The organism is Allomuricauda sp. MMSF_3307, assembly GCF_030733585.1.
Taxonomy (GTDB): Bacteria; Bacteroidota; Bacteroidia; order Flavobacteriales; family Flavobacteriaceae; genus Flagellimonas.
On sequence record NZ_JASHIQ010000004.1, the window covers coordinates 221,937 to 239,200 of the forward strand.

The window sequence follows — 17,264 nt, forward strand, 5'->3', positions numbered from 1 at the left end:
TTTTATGAGAATTACTATACTACTGTCGTTAATGTTACTTGCCCGTCAATTGAACGCACAAGAAGTACGGGATACCATCTATGCCAATGAACATAAAAATGTGGCCCTGTTCTTTCCGAACCCCATTCGTCAAAGTATTGTAGGGGCTTCGAATTTTGTGTTTACCTATAATCGGGAACATGGTCAGTATTTTGGATTGTTGCAGGCAACACCTGGAAGGGAAAGTAACTTGTTGACCGTTACCCAGGATGGTAGGGTATATTCCTTTATTTTGAAATATGCCGACCGACTCCCCAAAATGAACTACTTTTTGGATACCGACGAAAGTATCGGGAAAGAAAGGCCGGACAGGGAAATACAGAAGAGCGACAAAGATACCCTGTCTTCCCCAAAGGACAGAACAGCTTACTTTGATAGGGCATGCCAACGCTTGCTCGAATCGGCCCATGGAACCATCGCCACAAAACGAAAAAAGGGAATCCAGCTACGGTTGCAGCATGTGGTCTACAATACTTCCGAATTGTACTTGGTGATCGAACTAACGAACAGTTCGGGAATCAATTTTGATATCGACTATCTAGAGATAAACCTGGTCAATGGAAATCTAAAACGTAAAGCTTCCTCCCAGCTGTTGCCGGCAAATATCCTATACAAGTATAAAATGCCAAATTCCGTTTTGCATAGGTCGAGCCAGAGTTTCGTGTACGTACTTCCCAAATATGTATTGGGGGATAATGAAAAATGGGTCCTGGAACTAAAGGAACGAAATGGGGGAAGGAAAGTGAAGTTGTCTTGGAAGTAATGGGTTGGAAACTACACTTCTTCCTCTTTAAATGCATAAATAAATTGGTTTGTTTTTGTGGTATGATTGCATATGCTTCACGATTACCAAGTATTCAAGGCCATAAACATTAAAATGACATCAAAGATTGCCAAAATGAAACGGTAAAGTTCAAGTATCGTGACCACACCCAAAATACCGTACGATTTGGTATGATATTCAACTAGTCTACATAATATCTGCCGTTATCGGTTCTCTTAACCTTAAAGTATTCATACACGATGATAGCCTCCTTTGAATCATTAATAAAGCCGTAGTCCGATAGCGCTGCGTGCATAGGGGGCTATTTTTACTATTAGTTCAGTTCAGGTTCAATTTTCTTATTAAAGCCAAGTCCGACATGAATCAATGCGATTTTGAAAAAATCACTTCATCCGCTTCCATTTGAAACGAGTCCTGTTTTAGTTGGTGGAGGAGATAGGCGATGACATCCTTTTTTGTAAACATCCATTTATATTCAAATCGAATAGCACTGCTATTGGCATAGCATACATTTTTATCTTCAGAGCTATCCTGGATATGGACCAATCCGTAATAGTTCTCCAAACGTTCGATGAAGTCTTTTTTGATATCCAATACCCAAAGCTCCTCCTTGGAATAGGTGGTTTTGTTAGGTGTTTGAACAAAAATTTCCGCTAGCGATATCTTCATGGAATCTATTTGTTGTACCAAGGATCAGTAGGGTTCATCATAGTTTTTTTTTTATCATTTTCTAAAATTGGATAAAGGATGGGATTAAAGTAAGCGTTCTTTAATTTGTCCAACGGACTTAAATATATGTAGAATTTATATTTTTAGGATATTGTTGTCTTAAATAAGCATGTAATCATTTCAATTCCCATAATGGTTAAGAAAGAACGGATTAGAAAGGATATGTTGCGTAAACGAAACCGTTTCCCGGAATTGAACAAGAAGCACTATGACAATTGGATTTGTGAATTTCTCTGGGAAAAGATCGTAAACACTGAGGTCAAAACAGTGCCTTCCTATATTCCCATGGAATCGGAAAGTGATATCAATCCTTAGATAGAATGTTGTCTCAAAAATAGACTAGTTGTCGTGGTGCCAAAGACACTGCCTAATAGAAGGTTCAAGAATTTAATCCTAGGGTCCTTACAAGAATTGAATGACGGGGTTTGTTGAACCAAATATCCTGCCGGGGGAATTTGTTTCATCAAAACTATGATATGATATTAGTTCCAGGTTTGGCCTATGATGCAGACGGATATCGAATTGGTTACGGTGAGGGTTATTACGATAGTTTTATGATACAACATCCCAATACCATTAAAATTGGCGTATTTTACCTTTTTCAGTAATTAGGATGGGTTCCTAGGGAATTACATAAGGCTCGATTTGAACAACTTGATATTTCCAATAGTATCGTTTTGGTGCATTTTTTTCGGATAAAATGGTTTCAAGGAGGCATTTTACAACACCAAGATGCCAAATTGTTGAAACAACAAATTCTGGATATGGTTTGACTTCAGTCCACAATAAAATCTTGGTCGGTATGAAGGGTAATACTTTTGAAATGGAAAACCCTTTATACGGTATTATTTAGTATCTGGTCAAGCTTGCCATAGAACCAATTACCTTTATTGTTTTATTATTAAATGTTATGAAAAACACCGATCACAAGCTAAAGGAACGAGTAAAGGAGTTGACCTGCCTATATGAGGTTACCTCCATCATCGTAAATTCAGGATATGATGAATTGTATACCTCTTTGGAAGCCATAGCCTATTGTTTAAAAAGAGGATGGCAATACGAGGTGGCCGCGGAGTGTGAGATTTCCATTGGAAGATATGATGTCCGGACGAGCGGATTTGATAGGCAAATGGTATGTTTGTCCAGTGAAGTCTTGGTGTTCAATAAGAGTGCAGGGACCATTACAGTCGGGTATCCCGCATCAGACTACAGTCCAAAGGATTTCCTTCCAGAGGAAAGCACACTACTAAAGAATGTATGCCTGGCCGTAGGGAATCTTTTGGAACGAAAACATATCCATGACAGCGAACAGGAAACCAAAAGGCAAATGGAAAGAAATGACCGTTTGCATATTATGGGAGAGATAACGGCGGGTATTGCCCATGAATTGAACACTCCCTTGGCCAATATCCTAGGGTTTGCGGAATTGCTATTGGATGAGGCTAAGGACCCGGGGACAAGGCGGGATTTACAAACAATTATGGACAATGCCATCTTCAGCCGGGAAATCGTAAAAAAATTGATGTTCTTCACCTGTGAAATGCCTCAGCAAATGGAGCAGGTCGAACTTAAAAGAATCGTTGATAGTGTCATACGCCTTATGGGGCCGTCACTTCGGGAAAAGGGATTGACCGTGGTAAAATCCTTTACCAAAGAAGACTTAAGGATAAGGGCCAATGCTGTGCAATTGACACAGGTCATGTTTAACCTGATCATGAATGCAGCCTATTATTCGCCCGTGGGTGGTGAAATCAAACTGGAATTACTCGATAGTAGGGAAAAGGTGATCGTTCATATTGTCGACTATGGAAAGGGTATTGAACCGGGTCAGGAAAACAAAGTTTTTGAGCCGTTTTACACCACCAAACCCATCGGGGAAGGAACAGGACTAGGGCTTAGCGTTGTCCACGGCATCATCAAAAGCTATAAAGGAACCATAACCCATAGGCCCAATACGCCAAAAGGTACTATTTTTACCTTAGAGTTTCCAAAATAACGGATATGCCCTTGAACAGAGAGAACATTCTTATTGTAGATGATGATATCAAGATTTTGGAATTGTTGACCAGGATGCTCAGGACACTTGATTACCATGTGTTTAAAGCAATTTCGGTAAAGGAAGCTTTATTTATTTTAAAGGATGCATCGATAGATCTATTGATCACGGACATCCAAATGCCCGTAGTGGACGGAATACAATTGTTGAAGTATGCCAATGAACGTTATCCAAACATGCCAAAACTTGTACTCACGGGCTATCCTTCCGTTGATGGAGCTTTAGAGGTACTTCGATCGGGAGCCATGGACTATATTACCAAGCCGTTTACGAAAGAAGAACTCAAAACAGCAGTTAAAAAGGCTTTGTCGGAAGGGAAACACCGCCAAACTTTAGCTGTGAGGCCCCCGGTCAAGAAGCATAATGAAGAGTTCAATGGCATGGTGGGGAATTCAGAGGCCTTTAAGCAAGTGCTTTCGGTTATTGATAGGGTAACGAATAACCAGGCAACGGTTTTAATTCAGGGAGAAAGTGGAACTGGGAAGGAATTGGTGGCAAGAGCCATTCATTATGGTGGAAAATTTAGTAAGGGGCCATTTATTGCAGTAAACTGCGGAGCCATACCGGAGAACCTACAGGAAGCTGAATTATTCGGTTATGCCAAAGGTGCTTTTACCGGCGCAGAACAAAACCGTAATGGATTTTTTCAGGCAGCCGATGGAGGAACCCTCTTTCTAGATGAAATTGGGGAAGCTTGTTGGGATGTGCAGACCAAATTATTAAGGGCATTGCAGGAAAAGGAAATTACCAAGGTCGGTTCCAGAACGGTGGAAAAAATAAATCTACGCGTTGTGGCAGCCACCAATCTGGACCTCAAGGAGGAAATCAAAAATAAAAACTTTAGGGAAGACCTTTACTATCGATTGACTGTGGTAGAGATTATGGTGCCCCCGCTTCGAAAACGAAGATCGGACATTTCATTACTGGCGGACAGGTTTCTACAAAAGTATGGGATAGAATACAAGGACCGTTTGTTGCGCATCGAACCGGACGCCCTCGGTATATTGGAGCGTTATCCATGGCCTGGAAACATAAGAGAACTTGAAAATGTAATTCAACGAGCGGTCATCATGGCCGATGGCCCTGTGGGCGTCAAGGATTTACCTGATTTTTTAAAATATGAAATTGAGTTTCCCGAGGAAGAGCTCATCCCTTTAAGGGAAATGGAAAAGCAATATATACAACGAGTCTTGGCCCATACTAAGGGGAATAAAAGTAAGGCAGCTGAAATATTGCAGATCAATAGAAAAACACTTCGCGACAAGCTTGATTGAATTGGTCGAATCTTGACCAATTGGGTAAAATCTACCCAAACCCAATTTTCAGTCCATTTTTTGTTCAACAAATAAATATCTGATTATCAGGTGTTTAAAAAATAAGTAAGCTCTTTTAGTAATTAGGGTACATCATTTGCCTTCTGGTTTGGCACAATGTATTAACCGGTATGGAGTGTTATTTTCTCCATCGTGATAAATATAATACAAAATGATGGCAGGACACCCATGCAGATTAGGAAGCCTTCTCCTGGAGAGCAATGAGTTTTTGACGATCAAAGGGTATTTGGAGCAATCATTAGGCTTGGAAGACTATATCCACGGCGAGCTGTTGGCACAATTGGTCGAGAACATACAACACGCGGTTGTCGTGGATGAGAATAGTATGCCAGATGATGTAGTAAGATTACATACCCATGTGACCCTAGAAAGTTCGACAGGAGCTAAGCATACATTTCAGTTAGTTCCACCCAAGGATGCCGATAGGGAAAAGGGAAAGTATTCGGTGGTTGGTGCCATGGGTTGTTCGATTATTGGACTATCAAAGGGCGATACCCTGATTTACGGTATCCCTGGACACGCCACTATATTTCGTATAGTGGAGGTGGACCAAATTGTGGTAACGACCAATGTGGAAGCTAACGGGGAAATACATTCCGATTCCTCAAAACCAGGTCAAAGCTTGGAGAGGGTGGTTGGAAGTAAGGAGACGAGGGGCAGTACTGATGACCAATGTAACCGATCGATAAGAACAATAAAAGGAAAAGGCATATGAGTGCAAAACTTTCAATTAAGCAACGTATACTGGCAGGTCTTGTACTCGCCGTGGCATTTTTATTGGTATTGGCGACTAATTTAGTGGACCGGCGCCACTTTTCCACGATTCAGCATGCGGTAGCCTCGATTCATGATGACCGGGTGGTGGCTCAAAACTTCATCTATCAATTGAGAAACATCCTTCACGAGAGTGAATTGGAAGTGGTTGAAAACGGAACATTCTTAATCGATACTGAAGGAGAAATCGGTAGTATCCTCGATGATTTCGCCAGCACAGATCTCACAAGGGAAGAAGCGGAATTCTTGAGGCGTTTGCGAGAACAATTCATTGGGTTAACACCTTCAGATGTACATATTACAAATACTGGATATATCAATGACAAAGAACAGCTTATAATCCAAATTGACGGTATCAAAAAAACCTTGGATTCCTTAGAAGAGATTCAATTGGAAGAAAGTGGACAATTGACAAAGCTTTCTGAAAAATCACTGAAGGTCAATATGATGTTGTCCAATTTGGAGGTCGGTTTTTTGATTGTTATCGCGGTGTCCATCTTAATGTTGGTTTTTCAGCCCATTAAGACATTATATCCTATTCGTTAATTGAATGAAACTAAAACAAATGTCCCATGAATGAATTTTTAAGAAGCATATGCTCTACCTGTATTCATAGATCGTACTGTTCATTGAGCAAAGAAAGAACGCACACTACGATATGTAACGAATACCAACATTATCTTGAAGAAAGTAAGTTGCCTGCGATAGTGATATCGGATGAAATGAATTAACAACAAAAGGTATACGACATACCACTAACTATTTTAATATGACAACAGTGTTAACAAAAAAGAAAAGACCGTCCAAACAAGGGATGTTGGACAATGTGATGCGTCAGTTCAACAATGCGGCTGATATTATCGGGCTCAATCCAAACATTAGAAAAATATTGGAAGTCACCAACAATGAACTGGTGGTACACTTTCCGGTACGAATGGATGATGGGGAGGTAGAGATTTTTACCGGCTATAGGGTACAGCACAATAATGCCTTGGGTCCCTATAAGGGTGGATTACGGTACCACCCAACTGTAGACATTGATGCCGCGAGGGCCTTGGCCATGTGGATGACCTGGAAGACCTCCTTGGCAGGGTTGCCCTATGGTGGGGCTAAGGGTGGTATACAATTGGACCCCACCAAGTATTCCCAGGATGAGCTGCAACGAATCACTAGGAGGTTCACCTATGCGCTTGGTGATAATATTGGGCCAGAGTTGGACATACCTGCCCCTGATGTAAATACCAATTCCCAAACCATGGCGTGGATCTTGGATACCTACATGTCGACCAAATCCCCTAATGAACGATCGAAAAACCTCCATGTAGTAACGGGAAAACCTATAGGCGCCGGTGGTTCCGAAGGTAGGGACCGCGCAACGGGCTACGGTGTTTTCCTTACCATTAAATTTTGGGCCGAACACAAAAAACTGGAATTAAAAAACAAGAAGTTCATTGTACAGGGATTTGGAAATGTAGGCTATTGGGCGGCCCATTTTCTTGTCAAGGAAGGGGCGCTCCTTACGGCCGTACAGGATGCCTATGGTAGCATTCGCAATGAAGGAGGGATTTGTCCAGAATCACTCTTGGATTATGCCAAGGCCAATAAAGGAAGTATTACGGGGTTCTCCGGAGCAAGCAGTATTGACAATTCGGAATTCTTTGGATTGGAATGTGATATCTGCATCCCTGCAGCATTGGGTAATCAGATTACCGTGGACAATGCCCCTTTGATAAAGGCGAGTCTGATTGCCGAAGGGGCCAATGGACCAACCGATGTTAAGGCAGAGGAAATACTCTTGGGGCGAGGCATCGATATCATACCGGATATTCTTTGTAATGCAGGTGGTGTAATCGGAAGCTATTTTGAATGGTTGCAAAACCGTAACGGTGAAATTTGGAGTATTGATGAGGTGTTGGAACGTTTGGAAAGAAAAATGAGGGAATCGTTCACCAAGGTTGCACACAAAACCAAGACGCAGCATATCGACATGCGGACTGCCGCATTTGTAATAGCCATTGAGCGTTTGGAGGAGACTTATGTTCAGCGTGGCATTTTTCCATAAGGAACTATCGTAACCAAAAAAGGATATCTCGAATGGAGTGTCCAAAAGAAGAAATGATTTAAACTAAAATGAAATGAAATGAAATACGGGAGCTTGTTGATTGAAAAAAGGGAATATGTTCTTTTAAAACGCCTGTTGAACCTCTCGGGGTACCATAAGGACAATGCTTGGAGAAAATCTGTTAAAAAATTAATGGATGAATTGGAAGGTGCCAAGATCCTGGATGAAGATAAAATGCCAGATGATGTGATACGGTTCAATTCCAATGTTACCATTGTCTCCGAAACGGGTTGGCATAAGAAGTTCAAACTGGTATTGCCCGCAAAAAGCGATGTCAGAAACAATTGCATATCGATATTGACCCCAATGGGGGCCGCGGTCATGGGATACGCCAACGGGGATTCCATCGTTTGGGAATTTCCATCTGGTAGTCAGAGGCTGACCATTGAGGATATTGAACAGGAAAATGAGTCCTTGAATTTAAATATGGTGCTATGAAATCAGTCGGTAGGCCCCACTTTCACGAATCCGTAAGCCGAATTATCAGTAAAAAGGATAAGTTGGAAATCACCAACTGGACTGAAACTATGGAATGGATTAACGAGGAATTACAATATCTGGTTCCTTTGGAAAAACGGTTATTGGGGAACCCTTCGCTCCATCAAAGACTTTTGGTCCTCCAAAGAGAGAATCAACTGCGGTTGGCAAACCTGTATCGTTATGAACGGAACATGGCCAACGCGATAGAATGCGATACCATGGAATGTGATGCCTATTATCTTAATACGCATGAGAAAAACAGGGATGGTTATATGAATCACTTAAAAGGATACAACCAGTTGAAGTTGCTGCTGCTTACCAAGATTTTAGAACGCTTTGGCAAGTAAAACATCAAAATAGGGCCGAGACAATGGCCCTTTTTGTTTTCTAACTGACTTTTATATGGTTAAAGGAATTGCCACGGCATAATGCAACATACATAACAGCGAACAGTCAATGTAGTAACCAATAATAGCAAGTGAGGAAGACGTTGTCATCAGGCTTAATTCAAGTTCATCTATTTAATAGTATGGAATCCGTCGTCCCAAAGGGACAGCATTGAACAATTATAAGATCTACAATGAAGAATTTTTTTTCCAATTTTAGAGGAGACGTATTTGGAGGTATCACAGCGGGGATTGTGGCCCTGCCCTTAGCATTGGCTTTTGGGGTCAGTTCGGGGCTGGGGCCTAGTGCTGGACTTTATGGAGCCATTTTTATCAGCTTTTTTGCGGCGCTTTTCGGGGGTACCCATACCCAAATTTCGGGTCCGACCGCACCAATGACCGCTGTGACCATGGTGGTGGTTGCCAGTATTGTCGCCATGAACGATGGTGATCTTGAGAGGGCGCTTCCAGCTATTTTGATGGTGTTTCTTTTGGCCGGACTTCTGCAGATCTTGTTGGGTATTGCAGGGCTTGGCAGATACATCCGATATATCCCTTATCCAGTAGTTTCAGGTTTTATGACAGCTATTGGGATCATTATTCTGGTAACCCAGTTATTACCTTCCATAGGCTACTATCCAAATGACGACGTCGAATTTGTAGATCAATATAGGCCCGAGGCGGAAGAGATAATTCTTAAGAACATTCTTCAAGAAGAATCAAAGGAAGGAATTCTTGTACTTGAAGATTTCCATGAAACCATTGCCAGAGCAGGGGAGGTGTCCGAAGAACATATTTTAAAGGAGGCAAAGACCTTGGCGAATAAGGATGCCTCCGGGGTTATAGGTACCATTAGGGTATTGCCAAGGGCATTGCAACGGATTGATTGGTTGGAACTGGCCTTGGCCTTGGCCACCATTGCCATTATTTATGGGTTCAAAAGAATCACGACCAAGATTCCAAGTGCCTTGGTGGCATTAGTCGTCGTTTCCGGGGTCGCTTACGGATTCGGTTGGGAGTATAGACCCATCCAAGAGATTCCAAGTGGATTTCCTATACCACATTTGGAAATGTTTGGATCTTTTAAGTTGAGTTCTGTTACGCCTTATATTTTTACTGCCTTTACCTTAGCCCTTTTAGGAGCAATCGATTCTCTGTTGACTTCTGTGGTCGCGGACAATATGACTAAGACCCAGCATAAGCCCAATAAGGAATTGATTGGGCAGGGAATAGGAAACAGCGTTGCAGCAGTTTTTGGTGGCATTCCGGGCGCAGGTGCCACAATACGTACCGTTGTCAACATCAATGCAGGCGGTAAGACCAGGTTATCAGGAATGGTAGCAGGCATACTATTGTTGGTAGTACTATTGGCATTGGGACCAGTGGCATCCAAGATACCTGCAGCGGTTTTAGCCGGTATTTTGGTAACGGTAGGGATAGGGGTGATCGATTATAAGGGTCTAAGGGCCATACCACATCTGCCGAGGGACGTTAAGTTTGGTCCATTCAGGGTAAGTTCTGAGGTGATAATCATGTTGGTCGTTATGATCTTGTCTTCTATTTGGAACTTGGTGTATGCCGTTGGGATAGGTCTGGTAATCGCATCACTCATGTTCATGAAAAAGATGGGAGATTTGACCGCCCAAAGGTCCGATGTTAAGACATTAAAGGAAGAAAAGGGTTGGGCGGATGAAGCTGATTTTACAGATGAACTCAAACAGAATGTCTTTATCAAGCATCTAAAAGGGCCTTTGTTCTTTGGTTCCACCAATGATTTTCAACAATTGGCCCAGCAAATCCCTAAAACGGCATCTATCGTTGTAATCCGAATGGACCGCATGCAGTACCTTGATCAGTCTGGTCTCTATACACTTGAAGATGTCTTGATTGCACTTCGAAAAGCAGGCACCCATGTGCTTTTGGTCCATGTGTTGGAACAGCCGCGATACATGATGGAGCGGGTCAACCTGATACCTTCGCTTATACCAGAGTCCCAAATTTTTGAAACATTTGAGCAGTGTACCTCGTATATCAAAAAGTTATAAGGGAATGTAAAGAATACATAAAAACAGTGTCGATTTTGCCAGGCGGCTGTTCATGGGTATATGGATTGGGAACAATAAGGAATAGGATACATTTATATTGGCTGATTGAATCAGTTTGGTGCAGGTGCAATTGAGCTAGGGTAAATTGGTAATCCCAATGCAGATCTTTGTCAGCATATTTTAGGAAACAATAAAAGTTCTGGACATTATATTGGCGGATTTCCCCAAGAAACTCAATGTAGTGAACTTACTTTGTCAACGCAGTTGATAAATGAAGTCAGCACTCGGGATTTATCCAATAAAACTGGTTAGCTGCGTTTATCGCTTCATCCAACAATGAAAGTAGCTAAGGCGGAATACATTGGTGAAGCCATCCGTTCAACAGCTTTAAACGTCAATCAATAGGAAAAGGCCTACCACTGTAACAAAAGGACGAACGAGTTCGAGGGTGTATCAAACGAATGGGACATCTAAGCGAGTATGATGACATGGTTGGAATAATTCGATGGGTAGGATACCACTATACTTTGCCGGGTTTTGCAGCACCCATACCCATAAAAAATTTCAGTGCAGCTATTACAAATAGGACGGCCAAGGCGGGGGTCCAGCTACCTATAATGTCTATGATAGCCCCAAATAGGGATGGGCCTGTGGCTGCAATGATATATCCTATGGATTGTGCCATTCCGGAAAGGGAGGTGGCTTCATCTGAATCCCGTGAGCGAAGTACCAAAAAGAGTAAGGACAGTCCGAAGGTACCGCCCAGCACAAATCCGATCAAGGACACCCATAGCCAAACCAGTCCCAGCGAGGGAACAATAAGTCCTACCAGGCCGATTACTTCTATGCCGGCCAACAAAAGCACGATGGATCGTTGGTCCCTCCGCCGACCGGCCAGTACGGGAATCAATAGAGATCCCAATATGCCCGTAGCTTGCGATAGCGAAAGCATCCATCCAGCATAGTTGGCACCGTGACCCCTATCTTGAATGATGGATGGTAGCCACGCCAGGATTACATAAAAGGTTAGTGATTGCAGTCCCATAAACAAGGCTACTTGCCAGGCCAGCTTGGATCTTAATAATGTTTTTGGACCTGTTGGGCGATTATTGCTGGGTGGAGTTCGTTTAAGTCGAGTGACTTGAGGGAGCCAAAGTAAAACAGCAAGGAAAGCACAAACGGCCCATACGGCCAGAGAGCCTTGCCATCCAAGATTATGCTGCTGGGCCAAGGGAACGCTTAAGCCTGCTGCCAAGGCGGCACCAATGGCCATAACACTCGAATAAAGACTGGTGATCAAACCCGAGTTTTCTGAGAAATTTCGCTTTGTAAGACTTGGTAGCATTACATTCCCAAAAGAAATGGCTACTCCGATGAGCAAGGTGCCAAAGTAGAGCGTAAAAATGGGACCGAACGATCTTATGACGATACCCAAGGTCAATAGGGCCATTGCCAAAAACAAGGTCCATCCCATACCTAGTCTTCTTGTAACCAAGGGGGTCAAAGTCGAAATAATACCAAAAGCAATCAAAGGAAGGGTGGTCAAAAGGCCTAAAAGTCCGTTGGAAAGACCTGTGGATGCTTGAATATCGGATACCAATGGACCCACACTGGCCAGTGCAGGTCGAAGATTCATAGCGATCAACAGTATGCCTGCGAGCAGTAGCATATTCCCTGGTTTCCATAAATGGGTCTTTTTCATGCTTTTGGATATGCCCTGAAGTAGTTTGTCCTATTGGATACGATGTTATTGGCCATTAACGTGCAACGAGAATAACTCTCGGGCAAAGTACCGTTAATTTTGGCAGTTGACCTACGAAAAGTCAATTTAATTATGTCATACATATTAACAATAACTGCTTATGGAGTGATAACTTTCTTGGGTAGTCGGCTGCAGACCATATGGCATGGATTGCAATCGGGGCAGTTCCAAAATAGGACGGGGGTTTCTAAGAGGATGGGCATGTCATTGTGGTTGACCAACCTGCTTTCATTACTGTAGTTTCCTTTGCTATCCTTAAGTTAGGTGCATTGACTGTACAGGAATATTGCGTCTGCAAACCATTTATTTGACCAATGCAAGAATCGGATATGTGAAGCCATTTGAAAATATGGACAGACATATTTTGCTCAAATATTTGAATAATTAAAAAAAAAACAATTACTTTGTTATGTAATACATAATACAATTATGAAAGGAATCATTGCAGCAACGTATGCACCGATGCATACCAACGGGTTGCTTAACACGGATGTTATTGTGGAATATGGCCGCTATTTAATGTCCAACGGAGTATCGGGAGCATTTGTCAATGGTTCCACTGGGGACTTTGTTTCTTTAAGTACTTCGGAACGAATGAAATTGATTGAGGCATGGACCGCTTTAAGGGAGCAGGGGTTTTATGTCATAAACCATGTCGGGCATACCAACCTGAGGGAGGCCCAAGAATTGGCCCTGCACAGTGCTGATATGGTGGATGCAACTGCAGCCCTTCCCCCTTTTTATTTTCGCCCGAAGACCGTGGATGAACTTGTACACTATTGCGCAGAAATTGCCAGTGCGGCTCCGGACATACCTTTTTATTACTATCATATTCCCGTACTTACAAGGGTGAACCTTCCCATGTTGGCATTCCTTGATACGGCCAAGAAGCGTATTCCCAATTTCGCAGGGATAAAATATACCGAGGATAATCTGGAAGATTTTAAACAATGCATGGAGAAGGGTGGTGATACTGTAGACATGTTTTTTGGTATTGACGAAAAGTATGTTGACAGTCTATTGGTCGGGTCCCAGGGCTGGGTAGGCAGTACCTATAACCATTTGGCACCACTTTATCATGATGTGGCCAAATACAATTCCCAAGGAAATGTGGATGCTGCCAAGCAGCTTCAGGGGAAGGCTATCCGATTTGTGCAGATATTGGAAACCATGGGAGGATATCACGGTGGGGGAAAAAGCTTTATGAGACATCTGGGACTGGATATGGGTCCTAGCCGCTTTCCGCATAGAACCTTTAATGATGACGAATTGCTAAAAGCTTTTAAACTGTTCAAAAAAGAAGGGATTTCTGAGTATTTTCCTGAGCCATGTCATAGGGATTCAGACAAACGCATTTAAAGATTTTAAATTATTATGTAATACATAATACAAATAATTATATATATTTGCTCATAACACTTAATTAATCAAACTATTACATCTATGAAACTCTCAAAGAATGCTGAAAAGAATAAGGCATCGGGTCCGATAAGGGCCTTGGGCATGAATAGGACTTCGGTCCTGTTCGTATTAGCCCTGTTGCTGAATGTATTTGCAGTTTCGGTTTACGCGCAGTCAAGCCAAATCACCGGTACTGTCACAGATCAAGAAGGGATACCACTTCCGGGTGCCACTGTATTGGTAAAGGGTACCACCAATGGTGCACAAACGGATTTTGATGGAAATTATTCCATTGAAGCTGCCACTGGGGACGTCTTGGTATTCAGTTATATCGGATTTACCGCGCAAGAAGTGGAGATAACCGACCAAACGGTTATTGATGTCATGCTGTCCCAAAGTACAGCGGTCTTGGATGAGGTTGTTGTAACGGGTTATGGTAGTCAATCACGTTCCACCCTTACCTCTTCTGTGGCCAAATTGGATACCAAAGTACTGGAAAGTGCCACGCGATCTAATCCTGCCACAGCTTTGCAGGGTACGGTAGCCGGACTTAGGGTGACCAATACCACTGGGCAACCTGGAGCTACACCACAAGTAGTACTCCGGGGCGGAACCAACTTCGATGGAAGTGATTCGCCACTCATATTGGTAGATGGTGTGCCAAGTTCCTTTTTTGCCCTCAATTCGGATGATATCGAATCGATGGAAGTTCTTAAAGACGCCGCGGCAACAGCCATTTATGGGGCAAGGTCGGCCAATGGTGTTATCTTGATAACCACCAAAAAGGGTAAGGCAGGAAGGTCTTCCATTAATTATAAATACCGTTACAGCATCAACGAAGAGCGTAACGACCAACAATATCTGGGAGCTGCGGATCACATCAATTACAATAGACAGTCCATAGCCTGGTTCAGGGAGGCAACGAATAACCCAGGTGCTTTCGGTGCGTTTTTGGATGCCAATCAAAGTGCGGGAACTGGAAACAATACGACCAATGATCCATTTACGACCCAATTGTTGACAGCGGACAATCAATATTTGCTAGATCAGCCCGGATGGCGTGCGATACCGGATATATTGAATCCTGCACAACAAATACTATTTTTTGATAACAAGGGCGTTGGTGACCGCATCTATCAAAACAGTGAATCCAAAGACCATTACCTCTCTTTTGATGGGGGCAACGAGAAAGGAACTTATTATATGGGATTGGGGCTTCTTGATAACCAAGGGCTTATCTTAGGTTCTGGTTTTAAGAGGTATTCCGGCAAATTTAGCGGATCTTACAAGGTAACAGATCGAGTTGAGGTTAACTCGAATATCCTGTACTCGCACTCTAATTTAAATTTAAGCCCTTTGGGCAGTGAGGACACTGTATTTAGAAGATTTCAAGGACAGGCTCCCACAGCACGGACGTTTGATAGCAATCCTGATGGTACCTTTTCTGATCAGTTTGCTGTAGGGCAAAATCAAGGATTTGGTAATCCATTGTATTATCAGGACAAATTTGTTCGTAAAAATCTGGAGCAGCGTTTGCAGCTTTCCGTAGGGCTGGAATGGGACATCATTGACGATTTGACCTTGTCTTTGACAGGTAGTCATTTTGCAATCAACAACCATAACGAAAGCTTTAACCGGGCCTTTAGGACAGGAAGTACAGATGGCCCATTGCGCACGGCAAGAGAGGCTTCGGTAAGTCTGGATAGGACGCTGAGGAATCAGTATACCGGTACGCTGAACTACACCAAACGATTTGGACGACACAATGTAAATGCCTTGATCGGGGCAGAATATTTTAAGGATAACTTCTTTCGAACATCTGCAGGCACACGTAATTCCCCTACCGATTTGATCGAGACCCTCAATGCAGGTGCCGAGGCCAATGGTATACCATTTAGCTTTGAAACCGAATATGTGATTACCTCCACTTTCGGTAGATTGCTGTACGATTATGATAATAGGTATTTATTCGGTTTTACCTTTAGAAACGATGGTTCTTCCAGACTTGGCAATAACAAGTACGGATTCTTCCCAGGGGTTTCCTTTGGTTGGAACGCCCACAATGAATCGTTTTTCCAGGATTGGGGATTGGAAAAGGTGTTAACTACATTTAAGCCAAGGCTTAGTTATGGTGTGAATGGTAACCAAGATGTATTGAGCAACTATGGAGTCTATGGTTCCTATGGTTCCCAAGGTGTGTATAACGGACAGACGGGATACGCCAATACCAGTTTGGCCACGCTTGACCTAAAATGGGAAAAGGCCACCACCTTCAATGTTGGATTGGATGTCTCCCTATTTGATAGCAGATTGTCCCTTATTGCAGACGTCTATACCAGGGATATCAAGGATAAATTGGCCAGTCTGACATTGCCTTACTATACTGGGTTCAGTGGTATACTGACCAATAACGGTACCTATAGGAACAGAGGTTTTGAACTTCAGGTCAATGGTGATATCATTCGAAAGGAAGACTTTACTTGGAATATGGGGGCAACGTTCACCAGAAATAGAAACTATGTGGTTGCTTTGCCCGAAAACGATAATGAGCGAAACCGACAGGGGGGCAGCTTGATTTGGAATCCGTCAACCGGCCAAGAAGAATGGGTCGGCGGTTTGCAGGAAGGCCAACGTTTTGGTGGCGACCTTATCGTTGCTTTTGAACAAGAGCGTATCTATGCCAATCAAGCTGAAGCGGATGCAGACAATGCCATTACGGACGAATTTGCTCCTGCCGCAAGTAGGAACCAGCGATGGGCGGGTGATGTCAAGTGGGTCGATCAAAATGGAGATGGGATTATCAATAACCTGGATAGAAAGGTCATCGGTCGTACAACTCCTGATTTTGTTGGGGGCTTTAACACTAGCGTGACCTACAAAAACTTCAGTCTATTTGTGCAAACGGATTTTGCTACCGGACATTTGGTTTGGAACCATATTCGTAACAAGGGATATGGACAGACACAAGGGAACTTGGCACAACCGGTGGAAGTGCTTGATTCATGGACACCGGACAACACCGATACGGACTGGCCCCGATTTGTTTTTGTGAACGGAACCAAGAACGTATGGAGGGGTAATGAAAGCGTTGCCAGCCTGCAGACCGAAGCTAATGAACAGTTTTGGGAGAAAGGGGATTACCTGGCCTTGAGGGAGGTGACGCTCCGCTATGATTTTCCATCAGCCTATTTTGGTGATGTAATCAAAAGATTGAGCCTAAACCTTACGGGAACCAACTTGCATTACTTTAAGAGCATGAGTGGTGATACACCAGAGGTTGGAGGGGTGCAGTACGGAGAATTTCCGGTGCCAAAGACGATAACTATCGGACTTAATGTAACATTTTAAAATT

The 17,264-nt window shown here is 42.9% G+C and carries 15 protein-coding genes; 13 read left to right on the forward strand and 2 right to left on the reverse strand.

Going from position 1 to position 17,264, the window contains the following annotated elements:
* Nucleotides 1–4 precede the first annotated feature (4 nt).
* On the forward strand, nt 5–802 hold the full coding sequence (locus tag RBB12_RS11735; protein WP_293290086.1) for a DUF4138 domain-containing protein: 798 nt from the start codon (nt 5–7) through the stop codon (nt 800–802).
* Nucleotides 803–1,186: 384 nt separating this feature from the next.
* Here RBB12_RS11735 and RBB12_RS11740 read toward each other — a convergent pair whose 3' ends face one another.
* Nucleotides 1,187–1,492, reverse strand: a complete 306-nt coding sequence (locus tag RBB12_RS11740) for a hypothetical protein (protein WP_293290087.1) — start codon at nt 1,490–1,492, stop codon at nt 1,187–1,189.
* A gap of 192 nt (nt 1,493–1,684) precedes the next feature.
* On the opposite strand from RBB12_RS11740, the gene RBB12_RS11745 reads away from it, so the two are divergent.
* The 10 genes from RBB12_RS11745 (at nt 1,685) to RBB12_RS11790 (ending at nt 10,749) form a co-directional block, all read left to right on the forward strand.
* Complete coding sequence (locus RBB12_RS11745; RefSeq protein ID WP_306014169.1) at nt 1,685–1,867, forward strand: hypothetical protein; 183 nt, start codon at nt 1,685–1,687, stop codon at nt 1,865–1,867.
* A 140-nt stretch (nt 1,868–2,007) separates the two neighbouring features.
* A complete protein-coding gene (locus RBB12_RS11750) occupies nt 2,008–2,160 on the forward strand; it encodes a 5-formyltetrahydrofolate cyclo-ligase (protein WP_306014170.1) in 153 nt (50 codons plus the stop codon).
* 302 nt (nt 2,161–2,462) lie between these two features.
* The gene (locus RBB12_RS11755; RefSeq protein ID WP_306014171.1) at nt 2,463–3,548 is read left to right on the forward strand and encodes a sensor histidine kinase; all 1,086 of its coding nucleotides are present in this window, start codon (nt 2,463–2,465) and stop codon (nt 3,546–3,548) included.
* 5 nt (nt 3,549–3,553) lie between these two features.
* Complete coding sequence (locus RBB12_RS11760; RefSeq protein WP_306014172.1) at nt 3,554–4,882, forward strand: sigma-54-dependent transcriptional regulator; 1,329 nt, start codon at nt 3,554–3,556, stop codon at nt 4,880–4,882.
* Between the two features lie 211 nt (nt 4,883–5,093).
* A complete protein-coding gene (locus RBB12_RS11765) occupies nt 5,094–5,657 on the forward strand; it encodes a GreA/GreB family elongation factor (protein WP_293290097.1) in 564 nt (187 codons plus the stop codon).
* Nucleotides 5,654–6,262 carry a hypothetical protein gene (locus tag RBB12_RS11770; RefSeq protein WP_293290099.1) on the forward strand — a complete coding sequence of 203 codons (609 nt, stop codon included), beginning with the start codon at nt 5,654–5,656 and terminating at the stop codon, nt 6,260–6,262. Before RBB12_RS11765 ends, RBB12_RS11770 begins: the two co-directional genes overlap by 4 nt.
* A 223-nt stretch (nt 6,263–6,485) precedes the next feature.
* Entirely contained in the window at nt 6,486–7,778 is a 1,293-nt protein-coding gene (locus RBB12_RS11775; RefSeq protein ID WP_306014174.1) for a Glu/Leu/Phe/Val dehydrogenase, read from the forward strand.
* Between the two features lie 78 nt (nt 7,779–7,856).
* Nucleotides 7,857–8,276, forward strand: a complete 420-nt coding sequence (locus tag RBB12_RS11780; RefSeq protein WP_306014175.1) for a GreA/GreB family elongation factor — start codon at nt 7,857–7,859, stop codon at nt 8,274–8,276.
* The gene (locus tag RBB12_RS11785) at nt 8,273–8,665 is read left to right on the forward strand and encodes a hypothetical protein (protein WP_293290772.1); all 393 of its coding nucleotides are present in this window, start codon (nt 8,273–8,275) and stop codon (nt 8,663–8,665) included. Before RBB12_RS11780 ends, RBB12_RS11785 begins: the two co-directional genes overlap by 4 nt.
* A 233-nt stretch (nt 8,666–8,898) precedes the next feature.
* Complete coding sequence (locus RBB12_RS11790; protein WP_306014177.1) at nt 8,899–10,749, forward strand: SulP family inorganic anion transporter; 1,851 nt, start codon at nt 8,899–8,901, stop codon at nt 10,747–10,749.
* Between the two features lie 520 nt (nt 10,750–11,269).
* On the opposite strand, the gene RBB12_RS11795 is transcribed toward RBB12_RS11790, so the two are convergent.
* Nucleotides 11,270–12,451, reverse strand: a complete 1,182-nt coding sequence (locus RBB12_RS11795) for a CynX/NimT family MFS transporter (protein WP_306014178.1) — start codon at nt 12,449–12,451, stop codon at nt 11,270–11,272.
* Between the two features lie 489 nt (nt 12,452–12,940).
* Between RBB12_RS11795 and RBB12_RS11800 the strand changes: the two genes are divergently transcribed.
* Nucleotides 12,941–13,870: a dihydrodipicolinate synthase family protein gene (locus RBB12_RS11800; RefSeq protein ID WP_306014179.1), complete on the forward strand. Its 930-nt coding sequence runs from the start codon at nt 12,941–12,943 to the stop codon at nt 13,868–13,870.
* A gap of 84 nt (nt 13,871–13,954) precedes the next feature.
* Entirely contained in the window at nt 13,955–17,260 is a 3,306-nt protein-coding gene (locus RBB12_RS11805) for a TonB-dependent receptor (protein WP_306014180.1), read from the forward strand.
* Nucleotides 17,261–17,264: the final 4 nt, after the last annotated feature.

Bases quoted from the DNA above. Each gene is read 5' to 3' on its own strand.
- RBB12_RS11735 (WP_293290086.1), top strand. From the start codon at position 5: ATGAGAATTACTATACTACTGTCGTTAATGTTACTTGCCCGTCAATTG.
- RBB12_RS11780 (WP_306014175.1), top strand. From the start codon at position 7,857: ATGAAATACGGGAGCTTGTTGATTGAAAAAAGGGAATATGTTCTTTTA.
- RBB12_RS11770 (WP_293290099.1), top strand. From the start codon at position 5,654: ATGAGTGCAAAACTTTCAATTAAGCAACGTATACTGGCAGGTCTTGTA.
- RBB12_RS11745 (WP_306014169.1), top strand. From the start codon at position 1,685: ATGGTTAAGAAAGAACGGATTAGAAAGGATATGTTGCGTAAACGAAAC.
- RBB12_RS11775 (WP_306014174.1), top strand. From the start codon at position 6,486: ATGACAACAGTGTTAACAAAAAAGAAAAGACCGTCCAAACAAGGGATG.
- RBB12_RS11785 (WP_293290772.1), top strand. From the start codon at position 8,273: ATGAAATCAGTCGGTAGGCCCCACTTTCACGAATCCGTAAGCCGAATT.
- RBB12_RS11805 (WP_306014180.1), top strand. From the start codon at position 13,955: ATGAAACTCTCAAAGAATGCTGAAAAGAATAAGGCATCGGGTCCGATA.
- RBB12_RS11765 (WP_293290097.1), top strand. From the start codon at position 5,094: ATGATGGCAGGACACCCATGCAGATTAGGAAGCCTTCTCCTGGAGAGC.
- RBB12_RS11795 (WP_306014178.1), bottom strand. From the start codon at position 12,451: ATGAAAAAGACCCATTTATGGAAACCAGGGAATATGCTACTGCTCGCA.
- RBB12_RS11755 (WP_306014171.1), top strand. From the start codon at position 2,463: ATGAAAAACACCGATCACAAGCTAAAGGAACGAGTAAAGGAGTTGACC.
- RBB12_RS11760 (WP_306014172.1), top strand. From the start codon at position 3,554: ATGCCCTTGAACAGAGAGAACATTCTTATTGTAGATGATGATATCAAG.
- RBB12_RS11790 (WP_306014177.1), top strand. From the start codon at position 8,899: ATGAAGAATTTTTTTTCCAATTTTAGAGGAGACGTATTTGGAGGTATC.
- RBB12_RS11740 (WP_293290087.1), bottom strand. From the start codon at position 1,492: ATGAAGATATCGCTAGCGGAAATTTTTGTTCAAACACCTAACAAAACC.
- RBB12_RS11800 (WP_306014179.1), top strand. From the start codon at position 12,941: ATGAAAGGAATCATTGCAGCAACGTATGCACCGATGCATACCAACGGG.